This is a genomic window from Apibacter sp. B2966, from assembly GCF_011082485.1.
Lineage (GTDB): Bacteria > Bacteroidota > Bacteroidia > Flavobacteriales > Weeksellaceae > Apibacter.
Genome location: NZ_CP049714.1, coordinates 827791 through 853760, shown reverse-complemented (window position 1 = coordinate 853760; position 25970 = coordinate 827791). Strand labels below are relative to the sequence as shown.

Annotated in this window: 18 protein-coding genes; 11 read left to right on the top strand and 7 right to left on the bottom strand. The window is 32.3% G+C overall.

Annotation, left to right across the window (positions count from 1 at the left end; translation table 11 throughout):
- The first annotated feature begins 172 nt into the window (after nt 1-172).
- The 6 genes from G8C43_RS03630 (at nt 173) to G8C43_RS03605 (ending at nt 11587) form a co-directional block, all read left to right on the top strand.
- A complete protein-coding gene (locus tag G8C43_RS03630; protein ID WP_166004249.1) occupies nt 173-2452 on the top strand; it encodes an NADP-dependent malic enzyme in 2280 nt (759 codons plus the stop codon).
- Nucleotides 2453-2478: 26 nt separating this feature from the next.
- Entirely contained in the window at nt 2479-3060 is a 582-nt protein-coding gene (ruvA, locus tag G8C43_RS03625; RefSeq protein WP_105297951.1) for a Holliday junction branch migration protein RuvA, read from the top strand.
- A 9-nt stretch (nt 3061-3069) separates the two neighbouring features.
- A complete protein-coding gene (sprA, locus tag G8C43_RS03620; RefSeq protein ID WP_255490403.1) occupies nt 3070-10158 on the top strand; it encodes a cell surface protein SprA in 7089 nt (2362 codons plus the stop codon).
- 27 nt (nt 10159-10185) lie between these two features.
- Nucleotides 10186-10563, top strand: a complete 378-nt coding sequence (gcvH, locus tag G8C43_RS03615) for a glycine cleavage system protein GcvH (RefSeq protein WP_166004245.1) — start codon at nt 10186-10188, stop codon at nt 10561-10563.
- Nucleotides 10564-10609: 46 nt separating this feature from the next.
- Nucleotides 10610-10915 (top strand): VanZ family protein, encoded by a 306-nt coding sequence (locus G8C43_RS03610; protein ID WP_166004242.1) that lies wholly within the window; start codon nt 10610-10612, stop codon nt 10913-10915.
- 396 nt (nt 10916-11311) lie between these two features.
- The gene (locus tag G8C43_RS03605) at nt 11312-11587 is read left to right on the top strand and encodes an RNA recognition motif domain-containing protein (RefSeq protein WP_105297947.1); all 276 of its coding nucleotides are present in this window, start codon (nt 11312-11314) and stop codon (nt 11585-11587) included.
- Between the two features lie 86 nt (nt 11588-11673).
- Here the strand turns inward: G8C43_RS03605 and G8C43_RS03600 are convergent, their stop codons facing one another.
- The 7 genes from G8C43_RS03600 to G8C43_RS03570 form a co-directional block, all read right to left on the bottom strand.
- Nucleotides 11674-13941, bottom strand: a complete 2268-nt coding sequence (locus G8C43_RS03600; protein ID WP_166004240.1) for a TonB-dependent receptor plug domain-containing protein — start codon at nt 13939-13941, stop codon at nt 11674-11676.
- A gap of 126 nt (nt 13942-14067) precedes the next feature.
- The gene (locus G8C43_RS03595; RefSeq protein WP_166004237.1) at nt 14068-14475 is read right to left on the bottom strand and encodes an HYC_CC_PP family protein; all 408 of its coding nucleotides are present in this window, start codon (nt 14473-14475) and stop codon (nt 14068-14070) included.
- A 70-nt stretch (nt 14476-14545) separates the two neighbouring features.
- Nucleotides 14546-16054, bottom strand: a complete 1509-nt coding sequence (gene purH / locus G8C43_RS03590; protein WP_166004234.1) for a bifunctional phosphoribosylaminoimidazolecarboxamide formyltransferase/IMP cyclohydrolase — start codon at nt 16052-16054, stop codon at nt 14546-14548.
- Between the two features lie 16 nt (nt 16055-16070).
- The gene (locus G8C43_RS03585) at nt 16071-17111 is read right to left on the bottom strand and encodes a hypothetical protein (protein ID WP_166004232.1); all 1041 of its coding nucleotides are present in this window, start codon (nt 17109-17111) and stop codon (nt 16071-16073) included.
- 158 nt (nt 17112-17269) lie between these two features.
- Nucleotides 17270-17674, bottom strand: a complete 405-nt coding sequence (locus tag G8C43_RS03580) for a DUF1573 domain-containing protein (protein WP_160566789.1) — start codon at nt 17672-17674, stop codon at nt 17270-17272.
- Nucleotides 17675-17703: 29 nt separating this feature from the next.
- Complete coding sequence (locus G8C43_RS03575) at nt 17704-18066, bottom strand: DUF1573 domain-containing protein (protein ID WP_105297941.1); 363 nt, start codon at nt 18064-18066, stop codon at nt 17704-17706.
- Nucleotides 18067-18185: 119 nt separating this feature from the next.
- Entirely contained in the window at nt 18186-19253 is a 1068-nt protein-coding gene (locus tag G8C43_RS03570; protein ID WP_166004230.1) for an NADH:flavin oxidoreductase/NADH oxidase, read from the bottom strand.
- 166 nt (nt 19254-19419) lie between these two features.
- Between G8C43_RS03570 and G8C43_RS03565 the strand changes: the two genes are divergently transcribed.
- The 5 genes from G8C43_RS03565 (at nt 19420) to pckA (ending at nt 25946) form a co-directional block, all read left to right on the top strand.
- Entirely contained in the window at nt 19420-20793 is a 1374-nt protein-coding gene (locus G8C43_RS03565; protein WP_160542022.1) for a TolC family protein, read from the top strand.
- 9 nt (nt 20794-20802) lie between these two features.
- On the top strand, nt 20803-21795 hold the full coding sequence (locus tag G8C43_RS03560) for an HlyD family secretion protein (RefSeq protein ID WP_166004228.1): 993 nt from the start codon (nt 20803-20805) through the stop codon (nt 21793-21795).
- Complete coding sequence (locus G8C43_RS03555) at nt 21795-22961, top strand: ABC transporter permease (RefSeq protein ID WP_166004226.1); 1167 nt, start codon at nt 21795-21797, stop codon at nt 22959-22961. Before G8C43_RS03560 ends, G8C43_RS03555 begins: the two co-directional genes overlap by 1 nt.
- A complete protein-coding gene (locus tag G8C43_RS03550) occupies nt 22954-24144 on the top strand; it encodes an ABC transporter permease (RefSeq protein WP_166004224.1) in 1191 nt (396 codons plus the stop codon). Before G8C43_RS03555 ends, G8C43_RS03550 begins: the two co-directional genes overlap by 8 nt.
- A 209-nt stretch (nt 24145-24353) precedes the next feature.
- On the top strand, nt 24354-25946 hold the full coding sequence (pckA, locus tag G8C43_RS03545; protein ID WP_160542026.1) for a phosphoenolpyruvate carboxykinase (ATP): 1593 nt from the start codon (nt 24354-24356) through the stop codon (nt 25944-25946).
- The last annotated feature ends 24 nt before the right edge of the window (nt 25947-25970 follow it).

Here is a 25970-nt window from a genome sequence, read left to right as displayed (position 1 = left end):
AATTTATGGATCTGTAACATTTAATTTAAAAATATACTAATTAAGTGATTGTCTATAAGTTAATAAATTATTAACCCTATATATTTTTATCATATAAACTATAGGTGAAAAATAGTATCTATGTTATAAAATAAAAATATTTACTTTTGTATGTCAAAATATTATTAAAACAATGTCACGAGAAAAAAATTTAAGAGAAGCTGCTTTAGAATATCATAGTTCCAAACCAGAAGGTAAAATAGAAGTTATACCTACCAAACCACATTCAACTCAAACAGATTTATCATTAGCCTATTCTCCGGGAGTGGCGGAACCCTGTTTAGAAATACAAAAAAATAGTGCAGATAGTTACAAATACACCTCAAAAGGAAATTTGGTAGCAGTAATTTCCAACGGAACCGCCGTGTTAGGGTTGGGAGATATTGGTGCAGATGCCTCTAAACCGGTTATGGAAGGTAAAGGTTTATTATTTAAAATTTTTGCCGGAATAAATGTTTTTGATATTGAAGTAAATGAAAAAGATCCGGGCAAATTTATTGAAATAGTTAAATCGTTAGCTCCAACCTTTGGAGGTATTAATTTAGAAGATATAAAAGCTCCTGAAGCTTTTGAAATCGAAAAACGATTAAAAGCGGAATTAAATATTCCGGTAATGCATGATGACCAGCATGGAACAGCAATTATATCAGCCGCTGCCTTATTAAATGCATTGGAAATTTCCAAAAAAAATATAGCAGAGGTAAAAATTGTAGTCAGTGGCGCGGGTGCAGCGGCCATTTCTTGTACCCGATTATATAAAGCTTTAGGAGCCAGCCCACAAAATATATTAATGTGCGACAGTAAAGGGGTGATATATAAAGGACGAACCGGATTGAATGAAGAAAAGCTTGAGTTTGCTGTAGATACTCCGGATAGAACTTTGGAAGATGCTATGAAAAACAGCGATGTATTTATTGGATTATCTAAAGGAAACTTGGTTTCTCCTGAAATGCTTTTGTCTATGAATGAAAATCCGATTGTTTTTGCCATGGCTAATCCAACTCCCGAAATTGATTATAATTTGGCGGTTGAAACAAGAAAAGATGTTATTATGGCTACCGGTAGAAGTGATTATCCTAATCAGGTAAACAATGTTTTAGGTTTCCCATATATTTTCAGAGGAGCATTAGATGTTAGAGCAACTGACATAAATCAAGAAATGCAATTAGCTGCAGTAAAAGCCTTAGCTGATTTGGCTAAACAAAACGTTCCTGAGCAGGTGATACAAGCCTACAATGTTAAAAATATGAAGTTTGGAAGAGATTATATCATCCCTAAACCATTTGATAAGCGATTAATAACTAAAGTTTCGATGGCAGTGGCTAAAGCTGCAATTGATAGCGGGGTAGCACAACACATTATTACTGATTGGAATGCTTATGAAGAAGAATTATTAGATCGAATGGGAAGTAACGATGAAAAAATTATAAGACAATTTAAGGCAAAGGCTAAAAGTAATCCAAAAAGAATAATTTTCGACAATGCTGAAGAGTACAATGTATTAAAAGCTGCGCAAATCATTGCTGAGGAAAAGATCGCTCAACCAATTTTGTTAGGTAAAAAAGATCTCATAGAAAAAACAAAGCAATACTATAATTTAGAAATTGAGGCAGAAATATTGGATATTGATACAGTTTCGTCTACTCATAAATTTGACAAATATGTAGAGTATCTTTATGATCTAAAACAAAAAAATGGAAAAGGAATAACCTCTCAACAACAAGCTGCTCAATTATTGAATAACAGCGAATATTTAGGAGCCATTGCTGTTGAAATGGGTGAAGCAGATTCATTTTTAACCGGATTTACTAAAGATTATACGGAAGCTTTAAATCAAATTATAAAAGTTGTAGATTATTCTGAATCATCAAATATAACAGTAGCATCTGCTATGGTTCTTCTTTCTAAAAATGGACCGATATTTATTTCGGACACTTCATTAAGCAGAAATCCTTGTAGTAATGACTTAGATTTAATAGTTCAAATTACAGCCGATTTCGTAAAGAAAATGGGTATTGAACCTAGAATAGCTATGGTATCTAATGAAAATTTTGCTGGAAATTCAGTAGCATCTAAAAGTGCTGATGCAGTGGTTAGGAAACTTAACCAAACAAATCCTGATTTGCTGATTGACGGAGAAATTCAGCCCGAATATGCATTAAATGATCAATTAATCAGTGAATTTCCTTTTAGCAAGTTAGGAGGTAAATCGGCAAATGTTTTAATATTTCCTGACATAACTTCGGCTAATTTAAGTGCAAGTTTAGCAAAAGGTATTGGGTCAATAAAATCTATTGGTCCGGTTCTATTAGGATTAGATAAATCTATTCAAATAATTACAGAAAATTCTAAGGTAGAAGATATAGTAAATCTGGCAACCCTTGCTGCCCTTGCTGCTCAAGAAAAAAAATAATTACTATTTCCGTAAAATAAACAAAAATGATAACCCATTTGTCAGGAATTATTTTTGAAATATCCCCTTCCAGTGTAGTTATAGACTGCAATGGAGTGGGGTATTTTGCCACTATAAGTTTACAAACCTATAAAGACATTCAAAACGAAAAAAAAGCCCTAGTATATATTCAAGAAATTATACGGGAAGATTCCCATTCGTTATATGGCTTTTCAACTAAAACTGAGCGATCCTTATTTAATCTTTTAATAAGTGTTAATGGAGTAGGTCCGGCTTCCTCCATTATGATGTTGTCCTCAATGTCTGTATCGGAAATAACCTCCGCTATTTCCGGCGGCAACAACCTGGCACTTCAAAAAATTAAAGGAATAGGAGCTAAAACCGCTCAAAGAATAATAGTTGATTTGCGGGATAAAATTTCTATATTTGAAACGTCTGAAATATTAGATTATAATTTAGGCAATAAAAACAAATCTGAAGCGTTAAGTGCATTGGAGGTGTTAGGTATTTCTAAAAAAATTACCGAAAAAATAATTGATAAAATTTTAAAGGATAATCCGGATATCGAAGTAGAAGAGCTTATCAAGGATACTTTAAAAAAACTATAAACGTTGAAAGTGTTAAGGTATATTCGTGACTATTTGCTATTGGCAACCATATTTTGTTTAAGTGGTAGTGTTTTATTTGCTCAGGAAAATGATGATGAACAAGTTTTGCAATTGGATGACCCTGTAAAATATGAGGCGTATTATGATTATAAAAGTGGAAATTACATATTATATCCCAAGCTGGGAGGTGTAGTTGTCGGTACTCCGATAACTATGACAGCCGAGGACTATACTAAATATGTAATGCAACAAAAGTTTGATGAATATTACAAAGAACGTTCACGTTTACAAGATGAAATAGGAAGAGCAAAAAAAGAAGGAAGAGAAGTAGAAAAAAAAGGTTTTATTCCGGGAATTACGGTTAAATCCAAATTATTTGAGCAAATATTCGGAGGTAATAAAATTGAACTAAAACCTTCAGGATTTGCATCCTTTGATTTAGGAATATTGCATCAAAAAATTGACAATCCACAAATTTTACCACAAAACAGAAAGAACTTTACCATCGATTTAAGGCAAAGAATACAAATGAGTCTTATAGGAAATGTTGGTAATAATGTACATTTAGGGGTAAACTATGATACTCAGGCAGGTTTCAACTTCGAAAATAAATTAAATTTAGCATGGATTCCGGGCTCGGGAAGTGGGGCGAACTTACCCAATGGGACAAGCGGTGGAGAGGATAATATAATTAAGAAAATCGAATTTGGTAATGTAAATATGCCCCTAAGCACCAGTTTAATTACAGGCGCTGAATCACTTTTTGGAATCAAAGGGGAATTTCAATTCGGGAGAACATTTTTGACTACCGTATTTTCAGAACAACAATCCGAAGCACGAAATATAACAGTTCAAGGAGGAGGAGTAATCAATACATTTAAAATAAAAGCAATTGATTACGATGAAAATCAACATTATTTCTTAACGCACTATTTCAGAAACAATTACGATAAAGCTCTGGAGAATTATCCGGTAATAGGTTCAACCATTAACATCACTAAGATGGAAGTGTGGAGAATCGATTTAGGAAATTCAAACCTTCAAGAGCAGCATCCCGTTATAGCATTAAGAGACTTAGGAGAAAGTACCACGGGACAACTTCCCGATAATTCAAATTTAAATTTATATAGTACCATTTCAAATCTATCGGGAATCAGGGACGCTTCCACAGCATACAATAGCGTGAATGGTGTTTCTTTACCGGTTGTACCCACCTCAACTTCTTCAGCAACTATGAAGAATTATGAAAGTGGAAAAGAATTTGTTGTTCATAAAAGAGTAAAAAAACTTTCTGAATCTGAATATACTTATAATCCACAATTAGGATATATATCATTAAATCAAAAACTAAATAATGATCAACTTTTAGCGGTAGCATTTCAATATACAGATTCCAAAAATCCGGGCAAAATATATAAAGTTGGGGAATTTTCCAATGAAGTGACCGGAGTATTGATCTTAAAATTGCTAAAACCTAATCAAATCGTTTCTCCTGAATCACCTATGTGGGATTTGATGATGAAAAATATCTATTCAATGGATGCATCTCAAATTTCTCCTGATGGTTTTATGGTTAATGTTATGTACCAAGACGCCTCTCAAGGAAAAATCAATTATTTACCGGATCCCCATGTAAGAAATTTACAGTTATTGCAATTATTAAATTGGGACAGGTTAAATCAAAATAACGATGCTACCAATACAGGTAAAGGAGATGGTATATTTGACTTTGTAGAAGGAATTACCATAAACTCAGAGAAAGGTAAACTGATATTTACTAAAGTAGAACCATTCGGGGAATTCTTAAAAAATAAATCAGTAGACGAAAAATTTATATTTGAAAATTTATACAAAAATCTAAAAGGAGGTAATATAGTCACATCAGATCCTCTAGCCAATCGATACACTATTGAAGGTAGATTCAAAGGAAGTATAGGAAACGGCATATCCCTGGGAGCATTTAACGTTCCGAGAGGGTCAGTTAAAGTTACGGCAAACGGTCAAACATTAAATGAAGGAATTGATTATGTAGTGGACTACCAAATGGGAATGGTAACCATTATTAATGAAACCTACAAAAATTCAGGAGTTCCAATCAATATAAGCTTGGAGAATCAATTTGCATTCAATATGCAGAAAAAAAGGTTCATGGGATTAAATGTGGAACATAAATTCAGTGATGAATTTATAGTGGGAGCAACCTTTCTTAATTATAAAGAAAGACCGTTAACGCAAAAAGTACAATTTGGTTCTGAACCGGTTAATAATTCAATGATCGGATTTAACATGATGCTGAATAAAGAATTTCCTTTTTTAACAAAGCTTACCAACTGGATTCCGGGAATTAAAACGGAAGCAGAATCCAATGTAAGTTTTAAAGTAGAAGGAGCAGCTTTATTACCGGGTGAGAATAAAACAATCAATGATAATTCTTACATTGATGATTTTGAAACAACTGCATCAAAAATAAGTCTCAAAGAACCCGGCTATTGGGGAATCGCAAGTAAACCCGAAAAAGGTGGATTTGGTAATACTTATATGAATGATATAAGAAATGGCGATGGAAGGGCATTGATTAGTTGGTATAATATTGACCCTAGATTTTTTGGAATTGGTGGAGGTCAACCGGCGGGTATAGATAATAATGCATTATCCTTACACTTACAACGAAGAGTTAAATATCAAGAAATATTCACGGATAGAGATTACATTGCCGGAGAACAATTATACATGAATACGTTTGATGTATCTTTTTATCCCAAAGAAAGAGGACCGTATAATTTTAATACAAGTAATGAAGACCCTGAATCAGAACGATGGGGAGGTTTAATGAGACCCATATCGGTAACAAATTTCGCTGAAGCGAATATTGAATATCTTGAATTTTGGATGATGGACCCGTATGCTGACAGTAAAACACCGGGATCTAATCCATTGGGTAGTAAGCCTGAATTAATTCTTCAGTTAGGAAATGTGTCTGAAGATGTATTAAAAGACGGCTTTATGCAATATGAAAATGGTATCAGTGACGATATAAGTCAAATGACAACCACTAATCTTGGGAAACAACCTAAAAATTATCCGTTAGTATATGCTTTTGATACAGAAGGAGAGGCCAGAAGAAAACAAGACGTTGGATATGACGGATTAACAAGTTTAGAAGAAGCAGATTACTATAAAAATAAAGGATACGATATAGGTAGTAACGCCAATTATGTAAATCCTATAACGGGTGAAGTTGACCCGTCTGCAGACGATTACGTATTTTATTTACATGGCGCATGGGATTCTTCCAATGAAAAAAATTCAATCATAGGAAGATATAAATATTACAGGAATTTAGAAGGCAACTCACCTTCAAATTCTATGGATGCTTCTTCAGCGTCTCCGGATACAGAAGACTTGAATAAAGATTTTAACTTAGATGAAACAGAAAATTATACACAATATCGTCTTTCTTTACTAGATTCCGATTTAAGAAATAATCAAAATCCATTGGTTGTTGATAAAAAAGAGGTTGAAGTATCATTACCCAACGGAAAAAAAGGAAATACAACTTGGTATTTGGTTCGAATTCCCGTGAGTGCATATGAATCGGGTTCCGCTGAAATTTTAAATAACGTACGATATATACGTATGTTAATGAAAGGATTTTCCAATACTGCAACGTTACGTTTTGCAACTCTGGATTTAGTTAGAAGTGATTGGAGAAAATACGAAAAAAATATTTCCTCAGTTAGTGGAGAAAGCAAACAAGATACAGACGAAGGAAATGCAACCCTTTTACCTGTATCAAATGTCATTATCAGCGCTGTTAACTTAGAAGAAAATTCTACATCGCGTCCACCGTATGTATTGCCTCCGGGAATAAGCAGAGAAATTTTAGGTAATACTACCGGAACGCAAATGCAAAATGAATCCTCATTAAAGTTAGAAATAAAAGATTTAAAAAATTCAGAACCTAGAGGTATTTATAAAAATATTGCATTAGACATGAGACGTTACAAAACATTAAAAATGTTTGTACACGCTGAAAATATGCAAGATGCCTCAAGTAATATTGTAGATAAAGAAGCTAAGTTTTTCATCCGTATCGGTAGTGATTTGTCAGATAATTATTACGAATACGAATTCCCATTAAAATACACTCCGAATACTGCTACGTCTGCTATTGATATATGGCCGATTGAAAATACGATTGAATTAAAATTAAAAGATTTAGTAGCTGCAAAAAATGAAAAAGATAAGAATAACTTATATAATAGTACTGTTCGATATCGTAGTTATGTAACCGGTAGTGATGATAAAATCATCTATGTTAAAGGTAGACCTTCCATAGGAAATGTTAATTCCATAATGATGGGGGTACGAAATACTTCCAGCATAGACAAGCATGTTGTTTTATGGCTGGATGAACTTCGTTTATCTGATATTGATAACGAAGGAGGATATGCAGCCAATGCAAGTATTAATTTTAATTTGGCTGATTTTGCTCAAGTATCCGCATCCGGAACGTATCAATCGGTTGGTTTTGGAGCAATCGATAGTAAACCGAGTGAAAGAAGCCAAGACGAAACCAAACAATATATGGTAAGTGCTGCCGTAAATGTAGATAGAGTTCTTCCGGATAAATGGGGAATGAAAATACCGGTTAGCATTAGTATGTCTGAAACATTTATAGATCCAAAATATAATCCGTTGGATAATGATGTGAAGTTAAAAAATGATCCAAGAAAAAATGAACTTAAAAAAGTGGTGAGAAGCTATTCCTCACAAAAAAATATTTCTATTTCGAATTTAAGAAAAGACAGAACCACAAGTAAAACGCCTAGATTTTATGATGTAGAAAACTTATCGGCTTCTTTTTCTTATTCCACGGATTATTTTAGAGATATATATACAACTTATAATATATACCAAAATTTACAAGCCTATATTGATTATAACTTCTCGCCTAAAGGTGTTTATTATCAACCATTTAAAAAAATGAGAGCGGTGCAAGATACCAGCCGATTTGCTAAATATTTAAAATGGTTAAAAGAAGTTAACTTTAATCCGGTTCCTTCTCGTTTATCTTTTAAAGCTGATATTGCGAGAACTTATAATGAATTCCAATACAGAGATATCAATGCTTATCTCAATAATAATCCTAACAGTTATACTCCTATTTTTGCCAATAATTTCTTGTTCGGTTGGCAATACAATATAGGATTTAATCTAACACGTTCGCTTAAATTAGATTTCTCTTCAGGAACAAGAACCATATTAGATGATATAGGAAACGGAGTACCGGATGACGGAATGATCTGGAATGGATTGTTTACTGCAGGAAGACCTATCAATTTTAATCAAAGATTCCAATTAAATTATAGAGTACCTATACATTTACTTCCTTATTTAGATTTCACTTCTATGGAAGTTGGATATACAGGTCAATACGATTGGCAGGCCGGTTCTAATTTCCAAACATCATACGATCCTGCAAATGCCGATCCAAGAAAAAGAAGTTTGGGAAATACTGCACAAAATGCACAAACTATAACAGTCATAGGAAATGTTGATTTCAGTAAATTCTATAATTATTTCTCAAACTATAAAAAATTTGAAGAAAAAAAACGTAAGAGACAAAGAGAAATAGATTCTTTAAATAGGGCTTATGAAACAAATTTTGCCTTAAAAAAACCTAAATCCTTTAAAAAATATACTATTAAAAATAAGTATAAGGCTACAGATTATTTATGGATGATTGCAAGTAGTTTTAAAAGAGGTCAAATTCAGGTAAACGAAAATAAAGGAACAATTTTGCCGGGATTCTTGCCTGAACCGAGTTTTTTTGGAGTTGGTAGATATGCCGGATCAACAAGTGGTCCTACATTCGGATTTTTATTTGGTTCTCAATTCGATTTAAGGAATAAAGCAGTAACAGAAGGTTGGGTTTCGTTAAACGAATATATGACCAGTCCATATGTAAAAACAAATAATTCGCAATTGTCAGCTACCCTGCAATTAGAACCGATTAACCATTTACAAATTGATTTAAATATCATGCGTAATCATCAAAAGACATTATCTCATTCAGGGTTTAATTCTATAGATCCATTAACAGGACAAATTGCTAATACATTCGTCAATCGATCTGCTATGTTCAGTTCTTCAGTTATATCTTTTGCGACTGCATTCAAATCAGGAGATTATGTATATAATAAAATGATTAGCAATTCAATGATTTTATCACAAAGAGTGGCTGCGAAACAAGGGCAACCTTTAGTCGATACTAATAATGACGGATATGTTGATGGTTATGGGTTAACCAATTCAGAAGTTTTATTACCTTCATTTGTATCTGCATTTTCAGGAAGAAGTGCAGGAAGTCAAAAGTTAGGTTATAAACGCAGTATGCCGGTTCCAAATTGGAAAATTACCTATGGAGGATTAAAAAATATTCCATTTATTAATTATTGGTTCAAAGAATTTAGAATTAATCATAGTTATATTTCAAACTATACCGTTAATGGGGTACAAACCAATCCCGATTATTATTTAGCACAAAACGATTCGACAGCACCTGAACGAGATTTAAACGGGAACAGATACAACTATTACACCTACGGAACAGTAGTCATGTCAGAAGGGTTCAGTCCACTTGCAGGAGTAGATGTCACTATGAGAAATAATATCCAAATTAGAATAGCTTACAATAAAGATAGAATCTATTCTTTAGGATTAACAAATTACACTCTACAAGAGGATTATGGCAATGAAGTAGTTTTCGGTCTGGGATATATTGTAAAAGATGTTAAGTTAAAATTGCGTTATCGAGGGGCTACAAAACCGGTAACGGGCGATTTAAATATTAGAGGAGATATATCTATTAGAGATAACAAAACTACCATTAGACGGTTGGTAGAGTTGGATTCTCAAGTAACGGGTGGGCAAAACTTAGTTTCATTGAAATTTTCAACAGATTATAACTTTACTAAGAATTTTAATCTTAAATTCTTCTATGAGCAAATGATTACTAAATATAAGGTTTCAACTGCATATCCACTTTCAACGATAAGAGCGGGATTAAGTGCTACATTTACCTTTGGAAATTAATTATATATGTAAAGATAAAACATTCATATGAAGACTCCATCGGATTTACTTTATAGTTCTAAACATGTTTGGATAAAAATTGAAGGTAACACAGCACTTATCGGTATAACAGATTACGCGCAACAACAATTGGGAGATGTTATTTATATAGATATAAATAGCCTCGGTAATCAACTAAAGTTGGATGAAATTTTTGGAACTGTGGAAGCTATAAAGACCGTTTCAGACCTTTTTATGCCTCTTGATGGAAAAGTGCTTGAAATGAATCTTGAGCTTGAAAATTTGCCGACATTAGTAAACACCGATCCTTATGGAAAAGGTTGGATTATAAAAGTTCAAATACAAAATAATACTTTACTAGATCAACTATTGAATGCTGAAGACTATAAAAAACTGCTTACTTAAACAGTATAAAAAAGTACGTATTATACTTTTCTTATATTTTGGGATATTGACATGGTTATTGTTACGAGCCCCTCAAGGAAATAAAAATTTATTAAACTATTTTCCTCATTTCAGTGATAAATTAATCCATACCCTAACATTTTTAGGATTAGCTTTTTTAGCTAAAATTTCATTTCCTAAAAAAAATCAATTGCTAATAATAGGAATAGGTACTCTCTATGGAATTTTGATTGAATTTTTACAAGAATATATGAAATTGGGAAGAACCTTTGAATATTCTGATATGGTGGCGGATTTTATAGGTTGTATAGTTGGTTATTATATGGCAAAAAAAATGATTGAAATATTATAAGCTATTTTTTTACTTGAAATCAATGATTATTCGAAAATATAATTTCAATCAAAGTTAAAATTTCATAAATCAAAAGAAATTTTAGAAATTTAAAAATACACCCGTTCGCAACATATCGCAGATTTACTTCTAAATTAGATAAAATAAAAATATTTTGCATTTAAATTTTATAATAAAATACTCTTAAAATTTAAGATAAGTGTAAAAACTAAGTATGAAAAGCATTTTTTTATTCTTATAAAAAATAAAAAATAAAATTAGAGTTTATTGATAAAATTGTGTAAATTAGCACGTTGAGATTGTTATTATACTTCCTTCTACTTTTTAATTTGAATAGCTAGTTTTTAGTCTGATTTCTTCTCAATTAATTTTTTACCAATTTTTTAAAATTTTTATATGAACATTTTTATTTCAAACCTGAATTACAGGTTGACCAACGAAGATTTACATGACTTATTTTCAGAGTACGGAGAAGTTGAATCAGCAAAAATAATACAAGATCGTGAAACCGGAAGATCCAGAGGTTTTGGATTTGTTGAAATGGCAGATGCAGAAGCTAAAACGGCTATTCAGGAATTAAATCAAAAAGAATTTGACGGTAAAGTTATTAATGTCTCAGAAGCTAGACCAAGAGATGAAAAACCAAGAAATAACTTTAGAAGAAGTTATTAATTATGGGTTACTAATTAATAAGTAAAATAAAAAACGACTGAATTCTATTCAGTCGTTTTTTATTTACAGATCAATGTAAATGATTTTTATAGTTTAAAATCAAATCCCAAATAAAACATTGAAGATACAATAGGGGCATAAATTAAAGAAGTATCGAAATAAGAACCAAAAGGGTTTTCCGGATTTATAATTGGATTTCTTTGTTTATAGCCTCCCAAATTTTCAACTCCTAGATAAGATCTAAACTTATCTGTAAAATATCTGGATAGTTGAGCATTCATTAAAGTATAATTAGGCGAAAACGATTTTCGCTGATATTCTATCGGATTTTTAGAGGTGTCCGGAAGTCTTTGTTTTCCTATATATTGCAATGTAAAGTCCAATGCCCATTTACTTTTGTTTTCAGTTTCTAGAGTAGAATATGATATAGAAAATAAGCCTCTGTTTTTAGAAGTAAAGGGAACTTGTCGCCTGCCATCCACATAATCGGCTTTAATATCATACCATTTATAAGCAAAATGCAATTCCAGATTGGAAATAGGAATAATATCCCATACTGCCTGAAAAGTATTTGAAAAAGATTTTCCATCTAAATTATAAAACCAAAGCGCTTGAGACGATCGATCCAAGTCTATAAGAACTTGTTTTTTAAAATCCGTTCGGTAAAAATCGATTGTAAATGTATTTTTGATAGCTCCAATTTTAAAATCCTGAATTAAACTACCTCCATAGTTCCATGCAATTTCAGGTTTTAAACCATAAATATCGCCATGGTTTGATTGAATATATACCTTACGAGACGAAGCAAAATACTGCATATTTTCTGCAAATATATTGGCTGTTCTCATACCTTTTCCCGCAGCTAATCGAAGGGTTGTTTTAGGCAAGAAAGAATACTTAATATTAATTCTTGGTAATACTTGGTTTCCCGCCAAATTATGAAAATCAGTTCTGGCGCCCAACACTAAAGTTATATTTTTAATTGCGGTAGTGGTATATTCGGCAAAAATCCCGGGTACATTTTCAGTTCTTTTATAATTGGAATTTTCAAAATCCTCATTGAAAGCATCATGAAGATAACTTGCACCTAAGGTATATTTGTGATTCGTGTTACCAATGATACTTTCAAATAATAAATTAGTGAAAAATGAATTTTCATTACCATTATATATTCTTTGACCGAAATAACTATCAATAGTATGATGGATAAATTTAGTTTGTAAACCTATGCTTTGATAAGGTTTAGTAAGAAAGACAAATCCGGTTTTATTCCAGATTTCAAAATGTGTATTTTCTATACCTAGTCCATAATGATTTTGAGTCAAACGGTCAGTTGATTCTCTAAATTTTTTTTGACCTCCGATCTGTTTATCATAAAGCGCCTGAATACCTATTTGAGAACCCCATCCGTTTTTTTTAATACCGTCATAATGGATGATATCCATTACATTTAGTTGTTTGGAAAGAGGACTATCAAGATATCCGTCATGATTCATATCTTCTTTAGCAAACCTTCCGCTCAAATGAGTTAATGTGGTATTACTCCAATTATTGGAAATAGAAGACGCATTGACAACATTAAATTCCAAACGAGCATTTTGATTTGCAAAAAAATTGATAGTGGTAAAATTTTTATCTTTATACTTCATCAATTCAGTATTTATTTGACCGGTTATAGCCTCGTAGCCATTAGTAACAGTGCTGCCTCCTTTAGTAAGTTGAATACTGTTTATCCATGTGCCGGGTATAAAATTTATACCACTGGCGGTGGACAATCCTCTTACCTCCGGCATATTATCAACAGTTAAGGAAGTATATTTCTGATCTAGTCCTAACATTTTAATTTGTTTTGAACCCGTTACTGCATTGGTTGTAGAAATATCCACAGTAGGATTTGTTTCAAAACTTTCAGCCAAATTACAACAGGCGGCTTTCAACAATTCCGTTTTATTAATTGTATAGGTAAGAGCAGCAGAATTGGCTTTTATACTTACCGCCTTGGCTCTTTGTCGGACAACAACCTCATCCAATACTTTCTCTGAAGAAGAAGGTTTGGGTTCTAAAAAAATATCTATGGGATGATCGACATCATCAATTTTAATTTCTTGAGAAATAAAGCCGTCCTTTGCAGCTTCAATAGTATAGAGACCGTCGTGGTACATCAGCTCAAAATTGCCTAAGCTGTCGGTAACAGTTTTCATAATCGGGTGTTCTTTCCAATTTACATCAGCTCCCCGAACGGGTATATTTTCTCCGTTTTCCAAAGTAGTTAGTATACGACCTTTTAATGTTTTATGCTGGGCTACAGCCAATAGGCCATAAACCAGTAAAAACATACTTATATATTTTTTCATTTTTTGTTATTTAGTTATAAAAAATTGATTTTTAAACCGGCATTACTGAACATCGATTACATACAATAATGCATCTTATCCTATCTTATATAAAATAGAATAAGCTGAACCATGAAAAAATATACATTATCCGTAGTAGGTATAACGACAATAAAATTTATATAATTGATAAACAGGGGGAGGAGGGTTACAATAAAGTTGTGCTATACCCTCTTGTTGAGAAGATGCCCAATTAAATAGATTCCAATTTACATTGGGAATAATTCCTAAAAATGTAAAAATTAAATGTTGAAAATTGGAATCAAATGAAAAAAAGCTGTTTTCGTTCGATTTTATTAGAACGTCCTTACAGCAAAAATCTCTTTCAAAAGAAGGATAATCCTTTTTTTCAGAATGTTTTAATTCGTTGGAAAATTTTTTGAAATTAATGGTATAGCCAATATTTTCTCCGTGACACCAATTTTGGTATATGAAGAGATTAAGATTTGCAAATAAAACCAAGCAAATCAAAAGTATAGACTGAATTAATTTCATCAAGTAAAGATAAAAAAATTATTTGGATTGGCCGGTTGAAATTAATTGCATGATATAAAAATCAATGATACTAATGCTTAAAATGACGTATTCCCGTAAATATCATAGGAATATTGTATTCATTACAAGCCTCAATGCTTTCTTTATCACGTATGGAACCTCCGGGCTGAATAATAGCAGTTATACCATTCTTTGCGGCGGTATCTACTACATCTCGAAAGGGAAAGAATGCATCAGAAGCTAAAACCAAATGATCGGTTCTTTTTTCTTTGGCGCGTTCAATTGCTTCTTGAGCCGCCCATATTCTATTAGTTTGTCCTGAACCAATACCCAGGGCTTGGAAATCAGAAGCAACCACAATAGCATTGGATTTGGCATGTTTAACTATTTTTTGAGCAAAAATCAAATCTTCCAATTGTTTTTTGTCAGGAGCTGAATTTGTTACTTGTGTAAAATTAGTAGCTGAAGCATGATCCACGTCTTGAACTAATAAACCGCCATCGACCTTAACGAATTCAACTGAATCCGAAACTGGGTTGTTTACTTTTATAACGCGCAAACTTTTTTTAGAAGATAATACTTGTAAAGCTTCACCCGTAAATGATGGAGCAATAACTATTTCTAAAAAAACGGTTACCAATAAACGAGCTGTTTCCTCATCAACAGTTCGATTAAAAGCGATGATCCCTCCAAAAATTGAAATTGGATCACATTCAAATGCTTTTTGATAAGCTTCAACTATAGTATTTCCCAGAGCTACTCCACAGGGAGTAGAATGTTTTACCGCACAACAGGAAATTTCTGAAAATTCATTAACAACTTTATACGCCATATCCATATCTCGGAAATTATTAAATGAAAGTTCTTTACCTTGTAATTGTTCAAAGTCCTTCATAGCTCCGTTTTTGGATTTATCTATATAAAAGGCTGCTTTTTGATGCGGATTTTCTCCATACCTTAAATTTTCGACTTTTTCAAAAGAAGTGTTCAAATACTGAGGATAATCATCCTGCAAAAGATATCCGGATATGGCTGCATCATAAGAAGATGTCAGGTTAAACACTTTACCGGCCAATTTCTTTCGTGTAGCTAAAGAAGTATCTCCATCTTTTTTTAACTCTTCTATTACTAAACTATAATCTTCAATTTGAGATATAACCGTTACAGAGTGAAAATTTTTTGCAGCTGATCGTAGCATAGTAGGTCCGCCTATATCAATAAATTCTATCATTTCCTGCTCTGATAATCCTTTATTTAGTTTATCGAAAAACGGATATAGGTTCACAATAACCAGATCTATAGTTTTTATTTTAAGATCATGAATGGATTGTAAATGTTCTTCTTTTGTCCTGGAAGCCAGTATACCCCCATGAATAGAAGGATGTAATGTTTTAACTCTTCCATCCAATATTTCAGGAAAACCGGTATATTCACTAACTTCGGTGACATTAAGGCCATTGGTTTTAAGATGCTTATAAGTTCCACCGGTTGAAATAATTTCATACCCTTGAGATTGTAAAAAAATTGAAAAATCAATTATATTGGTTTTGTCTGAAACACTTATTAAAGCTCTTTTCATTACTATGATTTTACATTTATTCGGTAATTAAATAAAAGGCTTTTCCTTTTACATCATCATCTACAGATTGAGGGATATCCTGATATTCTTCCCAGTAACTATTTTTAAGTTTAACTCCATTTTCTTTAGCATATTTATCTAAAGTGTAACGGGTTTTAAAAAGGTTATGAACGTTTTCATTTATAGGAGTAGTGATTGCTTTTCCGGCAGGTAGAGTTATCAAGCTCATAACAGAATTAGGAGGGTTTATATTAGATTCCACGGGATAACCTGTATAAAAAATGGTACTTTTAGCCAATGTGTCAAAAGTACTGTAATAAATAATAGGATTTTCAATATCTTTATAAGAATATTTTAAACTATCTGTTAAATAATTTGATATTTCATGTAAAGACTTATACATAGCTTTATAAACTTCCTCGGCATTTGTGGAAGTTTCATTTTTAATGGCTATCATTTGAATTCCTTTAAAATCAATATATTCAGCATCACCTTCGTGGAGTTGTTTATTGGATCGCCCATTCTGTAATAGTATAGAAAGTTTATCAAGACTTTTAATTAAGCTTTCTTCCAATTTATGAGAATATAAATAAGCAAAAATGCGAGTAAAATAAGTAAAATTTTCTGTTGTGAGGTGGATGGTTACATCGGTCACTCCTCCATTTGATTGAAAATCTATATCCTCGATACAAACTACACCGTTTTCAACAAAAATTATTTGAGATTTTATGGTGTTGTTTACTTTGCTTTTTAAAATTTTATATTCTCCTTTACCTATGGAATGGTCCTTAGCATTATTCCAAGTTAAACTGCTTCCTGTACCTTTATAAGGGGCAAAGTAATTTATCCGAGTATTAACAGAATCTTCATTAATTAATAACCCCCAAGAAGCGTAATTTTCAAGATCATTAAATTCCGCAAAGACTTCACTGATTGGATTGTTAAATTCTTTAGTAGCTATAATTTCTATTTTTTTGGGAAGAAAAGATGGCATTATGCATCCGGCAACAATTATCAAAAAAACTAAAAAAAGAAAAATATTAACAATCTTTTTCATGTAAATAAGAAGTTATTAGACGTAAATAATGAATTTAGTGTGAAAACACAAAGCTACAAAAAACATATATACAGACGTATAAAAAGACTATTAATTTTAAAAAGAAAGGACACTGAACTATGCAATGTCCTTACTTTAAGTATTATAAATTATTAAAATTATTTATCGGTGCCAGGATTGGTTTCAGGAGCTAAAACAACACCTTCTATTCTTACCGGTAAATTTGGTTTTTTCTCATCATTAGAAGATATGGTAATGGTTCTGCTGAATCTTCCTACATTAGAAGTATTGTAGGTAACCGTAATTTCTCCTTTTTTTCCGGGAGCGATAGGTTCTGTAGTCCATTGAGGTACCGTACATCCGCAAGAAGTGTTTATATTGGAAATAATTAACGGTTTATCTCCCACATTTTGAATTTTTATAATTCTTTTGCCATTAGATCCTTTGTTTACATTCCCATAATCTACCGTATTATTTTCATAATTGGTAATTTTAATTTCCTGAGCATTGCTGAAAATGAATGCTCCCAATAGGAATGCCGAACTTAAAACGAACTTTTTCATGTTTGATATATATTTAACTATTTTTTTAACTATTGAACTTCCCCTTTAATTTTTAAAAGCTTTCTTGAAATTTTTGGATCATTACTGAATACCTCAATTGATTTGGAAAATTTACCAAGATTCTTTGTATTATACTTAACGTTTATCTCACCTGATTTACCCGGTAAAATAGGAGTTCTGGTCCATGAGGGTACAGAACAATCACATGATGATTTAACATTGGAAATAATCAAAGGTTTGTCACCTGTATTGGTAAATTTGAAAATTTGATTACCGTCAGAATTTTTTTTAATTATTCCATAATCTATTTGATCTTGACTGAATGTTATAGATTGAGCGGAAATGAAACTTCCTAAAAATAGGAGAAAAACTAATATAGCAGTTTTTTTCATACTTGTAAAGATATAAAATTTTAAATTCACTTTAGCTTAGTTTTATTTTCAAAAATAATACCATCTAATAATATAATTGGTAATAAAAATGAATTTTTTGAAATCATAAACAGAAGGTCTTATCTAAATTTAGCTCTTTCATAGGGTAGGGGCCATAAGGTGTTTTTTTCTAAAATATGGGCGGCTTCTAAAGCAAAGTATGGATTACGTAACAGCTCTCTACCCAGGAAAATTAAATCAGCTTCGTTATTTTCGAGTATTTCTTCTGCTTGAACAGCTTGGGTTATCAATCCAACCGTTCCGGTTATTATGGCAGAATTATTTTTTATTTTATTGGCAAAAGGCACTTGGTAATTAGGTTTATTGGGTATTTTAGCATGGGGAGTTAAACCACCGGATGAGACATCTAAAACCTCTACACCTAAATTTTTTACTATTTCGGCCAATTCTACAGATTCATCTACACTCCAACCGCCTTCTATCCAATCGGTGGCAGAAATTCTAACCCATAGAGAAATTCTTTTAGGAAGTATTTGTTTAATTGCTTCTATAATTCTAACCAACAATCGAATTCTATTTTGAAAATTACCTCCATAATCATCTTTTCTTACATTACTAAGAGGAGATAAAAATTCATGAATGAGATATCCATGAGCAGCGTGTATTTCAATAATATCATAACCTGCTTTCACAGCTCTTTCTGCTCCTTCTTTAAAATCATTGATAATGATATTTATTTCATCAATAGATAGTTCTCTTGGTTTTTGGGAATTACCGTCGAAAGGAACAGGAGAAGGCGCTACTATAGCCCATTTCTTATATCCTTCATCCAGTTTTTCATTAGGAAGCCAAGGAATAGGAGTGCTGGCCTTTCGTCCTGCATGAGCTAATTGGATACCCGCTAAACAGTTATTATCGTGAATTGATTGTACAATTTCACTTAATTTAAGAATATGTTCGTCTTTCCAGATACCCAAATCTTTATAGGTAATTCTACCTTGAGGGGAAACGGCAGTGGCCTCTTGAATAATTGCCGCAACTCCTCCCACCGCACGGGTTCCATAGTGTATTAAGTGCCAATTATTGGCAAAACCATCATGAGCAGTGTATTGACACATGGGAGACATTATGATCCTGTTTTTTAGCGTGTTACCTTCTAAAGGTAAAGGTTTAAATAATTTTGACATACTATTTTTAGGTTTTTATTGTTTTTTTAGATAATATATAATAACTATGATGTTGTTTTTAAAATATATACAAATCAAAGTTAATAACTTTACAATGGATACCCCAATTAAAAATAAATTATATTAAAAAATATTATATTTTTGTAATTATAATATTTATAAAAGTATGATAGGATATATCAGAAATTCCTTGACATTAGTGTTAGCTTTTAGCATATCTTTAAGACTCTGTTCTCAATCACTATCATTTTCAGAATCTCAGATTATTATGTATAAAGAAAATAATCTGATTAAAGCAGCCGAGAAGCAAGAAGAAGCCTATCAATTTGACTTAAAATCTTACAAAGGATTACGTTTTCCTCAATTAGACATTTTTGGAGCCGGTATATACCGAGATAAAAAAATTGGAACCAATTTAAATGGTGCCAGATCAGAAGTTGCGGATGCTTTAAATATTTCTGATCCTGAGGAATTAGGAAATTGGGATGTAAATCTCCTCAAAAGAGATATAGCCTTAGGAGGAGTTAAATTTACTTGGCCATTGTTCACAGGAGGAAAAATTAATGCCGCAATTGAAGCTTCAAAATTAAAGGCAGAAATAGGAAATAAAGAGTTAGTAAGTACTAAAAATAAGCTGATTTCGGAATTAGCCGAAAGATATTTTCAAGTTAAATTAGCTGAAGATGCACTTTTAGTAAGAAAACAAGTGTTGGACGGAATGAATCAACATTTGTATAATGCAACTAAAATGGAACAACAAGGGTTGATAGCACCTGTTGAAAAACTTCAAGCAGATGTTGCCGTATCAGAAGCTAATCGACAATATCTTGCCGCTCAAAAAGATGCTGAATTGGCAAGGGTAGCATTGGCAAATACCTTAGGAATAGATCAAGTTAATGAAGAATTAACAACTCCATTTTTTATTGTTCCTTATTTACATCCGTTAGATTATTATCAGGATTTCGCCGTTGAAAATTATCCGGAATTACAAAAGCTTCAACTTCAAGTTGAATTAACCGAACAATCAATTAAATCCAAAAAATCAACCTATTATCCAACCATATCAGCCTTAGGAAATTCAATTTTAATTCATAATAACCCGATAGGGGGTATGAAAAAAAATAGAAAACCCTGGTCTTTGGGAGTGGGAATGACCTATACTATTTTTAACGGTCTGCAATACAAAAATGAAATAAAATCAGCAAAAGCAACCAAAGAAAGTGTATTATATTCTCAAGATAAAGCTAAAAAAGACATTCGGACTCTGATTGAAAAAATATTTCAAGACATACAAAAACAAGAAGAACAAATACAAAACTTAGATGTTCAAATAGTTCAAGCAGAAGAATTACTTCGAGTGAGAGTAAAAGGATTTTCAGAAGGGGTTCAAACCTCAACAGATGTGGTCGATGCTGAAGTTAATTTATCGGGTATAAAGTTGCAAAAAATACAAGCCAGTTATAATTATGTGGTCGATTTAGCATCTTTATTAGAATATAGCGGATTAAGTCAAGATTTTATAAAATATACGAATCAATAATCATTTTATATGAAAAGTAAACTTATAAGTTCCATCATAAGTATCATAATAATTGTAGCCATAATAGGCCTTTCTATATGGTTTATGAATAAACCGACCCAAGTAACCATTCAAGGTCAAGTAGATGCTACCCAAATTAATGTATCACCTAAAATTGCAGGAAGACTCGAACAGGTATTAATCAAAGAAGGAGATATGGTAAAAGAAGGTGATTTGTTGGCTGTGTTAAGTACGCCGGAATTAGATGCTAAATTAATACAAGCAGAATCTGCAAAAGCTGCAGCAGAAGCACAAGACAAAAAAGCTAAAAAAGGAACTCGAACAGAACAAATACAAGGAGCTTACAATCAATGGCAACAAGCAAAAGCATCAGCAGAGCTTGCAGATAAGACTTATGAAAGAATGCAGAATTTATATAACGATAAAGTAATATCTGCGCAAAAAAGAGATGAAGCGTACACTCAAAGTAAGGCTTCCAGAGAATTAGAGAAAGCAGCCTATGCAAATTATAAAATGGCAATAAATGGGTCAAGAAGTGAGGATAAAGAAGCAGCATCTGCACAAGTTAATCAGGCACAAGGAGCAATAGAAGAGGTATTAGCTTATAAAAAAGAAGCTAAAGTACTTTCACCTTCAAATGCCGAAGTATTAAAAATAATTCCGAATAGAGGAGAGGTTGTGAGTGCGGGATATCCAATTGTAAATCTGGTTGATTTAAATGATGTTTGGGTGGTGTTTAACATCAAAGAGAATTTAATGTCAAGTTTTAAAAAAGGTTCCACTTTCGAAGCACAAATTCCCGCGTTAAACAATAAAAAAATTAAATTACAAGTTCGTTATATTGCAGCTCAAGGAGACTTTGCTACATGGAGTGCTACCAAAACTCAAGGCGATTTTGATATGAAAACCTTTGAGATTAAAGCATATCCCATGGAAAAAGTGGAGGGCTTAAGACCCGGTATGAGTGCATTAGTTGATGAAAAATCATTGAAAAAAGATTAATGCAAAAAGGCTTTTTTTCCATATTTTTAAATGAGGTTCAAAGGCTTTTAACCAGTCCAAGATTAATGTTTTTGGCTGTAATTTTGCCTTGTGGATTGTTTTTATATTATGCTAGTCTTTTACAGGAAGGAGTACCTCGAAAATTTCCCGTTGTTTTATTAGATCAAGACAAATCGAATACATCCAGAGAATTGGGAAGGATGCTGAATGCAACATCTTCTATGGATATCGTGGCTGAAGTGGAGAATCAACAAGATGGGGAGAAAATGATACGAACGGATAAGGCTTTTGCCTTAATAATTATTCCGACAAATTTTGAAAATGATATTTATAGAAACATCGATACTCAGGTAGCTTGTTATTACAATAATAACTATCTCTTAGCCGGAGGATTGATTAATAAAGCCTTTCAATCAACGGTAGGATCTTTTGCTGCCGGAGCTCACATCAGTGGCTTAACACAAAAAGGACTAACTCAAAAACAAGCTTTAGCAGCTACATCTCCCATAAATTCAAACCAACATATACTGTTTAATCCTTACACAAACTATTCCTATTATCTTACTATTGCTTTAATGCCTATGGCCTTGCAAATAATAGTCATGGTAGTATCAATCTATGTGTTAGGATCAGTACTGAAAGACCGAAAAGGCAGAGAACTATATGTAAAAAGTAGAGGAAATGTATGGGTTTCATTTTGGGCCAAAACTTTACCGTATACCCTTTTGTTTTCTTTAATCGGTTTTTTTATGAATAGTTTATTGTACTATAAAATAGGAATTCCTTTAAGAGGTAATTTTCTTATTGTGAATATTTATTTTATAGTATTTGTAATCGTTTGTCAATTATTTGGATTATTTTACGTCAGCTTTAATAAAGATTTGCGTTCGGCCTTGACTTTAGGCGGTTCCTATTCAGCCATAGCATTTTCATTTACCGGATATACTTTTCCTAAGGAAGGCTTACCGGATGTGATACAATATTTAAGTTATACTTTTCCATTTACTTCTTATTTGCGGTTTATTATTGATTATGCCGTTAGAGGAATTGCGATAGGTAGTCTTAACTTCGGTTATATAATAGCTTTTATGATATTTTGTCTGATAGGATTTGCGTCCATGCCCGGCTATAATCGATTATTAAAAAAAGGAGGATATTATGTTTAAAGATTTAGTAGAATATATATCGGTAATAGGCAAAACATTTGTAAAAGAAATTCGTCTTATATTTTCAGATGCAGCCGTAAAATCATCCTATCTTATTAGTCCCATAATAGTTGGCTTTTTATATTCATATATTTATTCTAATGAAATAGTTACTAAAATACCTATAGCTGTTGTAGACCAGGACCAGTCACAGATGACTCATACCATTACACGAATGGTAAATTCATCTCAACAGGTAAAAATAGATCATTCTGCTACCAGCTTATTAGAAGCTGAAAATCTTTTTAATTTAGGAAAGGTTAAAGGTATTATTCTTTTACCTAAAGATTTTACCAGAAAATTACAAAGAGGAGAAGTACCTTCCATTTCTGTATATTGTGATGCATCATACATGCTTTATTACAAACAGTTTTTAACTTCTGTAACCGCTTCTATAGGAACTTATAGTGCTCAAATTGAAGTTAATAAATTGATGGCGGGTGGAACGCCTCAAAAACAAGCAGTTGCCTCAAGAAGACCTATTGATACGGTATCTGTTCCGTTATTTAACATAGATTCAGGGTATGCAACTTTTGTTATGCCGGTTGTATTTTTAATTGCCATACAAACGCTGCAAATTTCTGCTATGGGAGTTTTGGGAGGAACACAAAGAGAACGAAAATCATATACGAAATTATACCCTTTTATTAAAAAGCCATTGGGAACTATTCCGATATTGTTGGGTAGATCAGGTGCTTATTTGTTAATATCAATGATCTTGATGGTAATTCAAGTAGGATTGGTTATGGGACTTTTTAAATTTCCACAACGGGGTAATCCTTTTGAGGTTTTTGTATTTTTAATTCCCTTTCTCTTTTCCGTTACATTTTTAGGAATATTCTTAATGAACTTTTTTAAAAAACGAGAAGATGCCATTATGATCGTCACTATATTTTCCATCCCCTCATTATTTCTTTGCGGGGTATCTTGGCCAACATTGGCATTTCCTGAATGGATAAAAGTAATATCCTATATATTTCCGACAACGTTAGCCGTAAAAGGATTTTTGGAAATAACCCAATCGGGAGCTTCACTTATAGAAATAAAAGAACTGTGGTTGCAAATGTGGATCATGTGTCTGATTTATTTCGTAATTGCTGCGTTAACATTAAAAAGATTAGCTTATGTGAATTTAAGCAAATAAGATAAAAATAAGCCACTTTAGAACATAATACTCAAATTAAGCAGGGATCTGTTATTTTAATATTCTGATAATTTGCCATAAATTTTAATTTTTTAATAATTACATTTTTTCGACTAGTGAGTTATATCATATATAAGAGAAAAAAATATGTAGATTTATATTGTTAGATTTGTATATACGAAAAAAAAGAAATTAATTTATTTTAAATTATGGAAAACTTAATAAAATCACTAGAGAAACATGGGATCTCAGGTATTAAAGAAATTGTTCACAATCCAACCTATGAACAACTATATCAAGCGGAAATGGATCCTAAAAATGAGGGGTATGAAAAAGGAGAATTAACTACTTCAGGAGCCGTAGCCGTTAAAACAGGAGTTTTCACCGGACGTTCGCCAAAAGACCGATATATTGTAAAAGATTCAGTAACCGAAAATACTATATGGTGGGATGGTAAAATTAATGTACCAACAACTCCACAAACTTTCGATAATCTAAAAGGTTTAGTAGCCAAACAACTATCTAATAAAAAATTGTACGTGGTTGATACTTATTGTGGAACCAATAAAGATACAAGAATGAAAGTCAGATTTGTTATGGAAGTTGCATGGCAGGCACATTTTGTTACCAATATGTTTATACGTCCATCTCAATACGAACTTGAACACTATGGAGAGCCTGATTTCTTTATTATGAACGGATCTAAGGTTACCAATCCAAACTGGAAAGAACAAGGGCTGAATTCAGAAAACTTTGTTATGTTTAACCTTACCCAAAAAGTTCAAATTATTGGAGGAACTTGGTATGGAGGAGAGATGAAAAAAGGTATGTTCTCCATGATGAATTACTATTTACCTTTAAAAGGAATGGCCTCTATGCACTGTTCAGCAAACGTTGGAGAAGCCGGAGATGTAGCCATTTACTTTGGTTTATCAGGTACAGGAAAAACTACTCTATCTGCTGATCCGAAACGTTATCTAATCGGTGATGATGAGCACGGATGGGATGATAACGGAGTATTTAACTATGAAGGAGGTTGCTATGCAAAAGTAATTGACCTTTCCGAGGAAAAAGAACCGGATATTTGGAGAGCTATCAGACGAGATGCTTTATTAGAAAATGTAGTTGTAAAATCAAATGGAGAAGTAGATTTCAAAGATAAATCTATTACAGAAAATACTCGTGTATCTTATCCTATATACTATATAAATAAAATTGTTCTTCCATCTAAAGCCGGACATGCTAAAAAAATAATTTATTTATCAGCAGATGCTTTTGGAGTATTGCCTCCGGTTTCCATTTTAGATGAAGAACAAGCACAATATCACTTCCTATGTGGATATACTTCCAAATTAGCAGGAACTGAAAGAGGAATTACAGAACCTCTACCATCTTTCTCACCGGCTTTTGGTGAAGCATTCCTTTCGTTACACCCAACCATGTATTCAAAAACATTGGTTTCTAAAATGAAAAAACATGGAGCTAAAGCATATTTAGTAAATACCGGATGGAACGGAACTGGAAAACGTATATCTTTAAAAGATACTCGTGCTATTGTAGATGCCATAATCGATGGATCTATTGAGAAAGCAGCTACTAACAAAATCCCATATTTAAATCTGACTTTCCCTACTAAATTACCAAACGTATCCGATATATTAGACCCAAGAACTACCTATTCTAATGTATCAGAATGGGAAACAAAAGCTAAAGACTTAGCAGCTAAATATATTGCAAACTTTAAGCAATATACGGATACTGAAGAAGGTAAAAAATTAGTAGCAGCAGGACCGAAATTATAAATAACAAACATAATCACATTATTA

Coding starts and splice junctions, on each gene's coding strand:
- G8C43_RS03595 (WP_166004237.1), bottom strand. CDS start 14,475: ATGAAATTAATTCAGTCTATACTTTTGATTTGCTTGGTTTTATTTGCA.
- G8C43_RS03600 (WP_166004240.1), bottom strand. CDS start 13,941: ATGAAAAAATATATAAGTATGTTTTTACTGGTTTATGGCCTATTGGCT.
- G8C43_RS03585 (WP_166004232.1), bottom strand. CDS start 17,111: ATGAAAAAGATTGTTAATATTTTTCTTTTTTTAGTTTTTTTGATAATT.
- gcvH (WP_166004245.1), top strand. CDS start 10,186: ATGAAGACTCCATCGGATTTACTTTATAGTTCTAAACATGTTTGGATA.
- G8C43_RS03565 (WP_160542022.1), top strand. CDS start 19,420: ATGATAGGATATATCAGAAATTCCTTGACATTAGTGTTAGCTTTTAGC.
- G8C43_RS03630 (WP_166004249.1), top strand. CDS start 173: ATGTCACGAGAAAAAAATTTAAGAGAAGCTGCTTTAGAATATCATAGT.
- G8C43_RS03560 (WP_166004228.1), top strand. CDS start 20,803: ATGAAAAGTAAACTTATAAGTTCCATCATAAGTATCATAATAATTGTA.
- G8C43_RS03550 (WP_166004224.1), top strand. CDS start 22,954: ATGTTTAAAGATTTAGTAGAATATATATCGGTAATAGGCAAAACATTT.
- G8C43_RS03575 (WP_105297941.1), bottom strand. CDS start 18,066: ATGAAAAAAACTGCTATATTAGTTTTTCTCCTATTTTTAGGAAGTTTC.
- G8C43_RS03605 (WP_105297947.1), top strand. CDS start 11,312: ATGAACATTTTTATTTCAAACCTGAATTACAGGTTGACCAACGAAGAT.
- pckA (WP_160542026.1), top strand. CDS start 24,354: ATGGAAAACTTAATAAAATCACTAGAGAAACATGGGATCTCAGGTATT.
- G8C43_RS03555 (WP_166004226.1), top strand. CDS start 21,795: ATGCAAAAAGGCTTTTTTTCCATATTTTTAAATGAGGTTCAAAGGCTT.
- ruvA (WP_105297951.1), top strand. CDS start 2,479: ATGATAACCCATTTGTCAGGAATTATTTTTGAAATATCCCCTTCCAGT.
- G8C43_RS03570 (WP_166004230.1), bottom strand. CDS start 19,253: ATGTCAAAATTATTTAAACCTTTACCTTTAGAAGGTAACACGCTAAAA.
- purH (WP_166004234.1), bottom strand. CDS start 16,054: ATGAAAAGAGCTTTAATAAGTGTTTCAGACAAAACCAATATAATTGAT.
- G8C43_RS03580 (WP_160566789.1), bottom strand. CDS start 17,674: ATGAAAAAGTTCGTTTTAAGTTCGGCATTCCTATTGGGAGCATTCATT.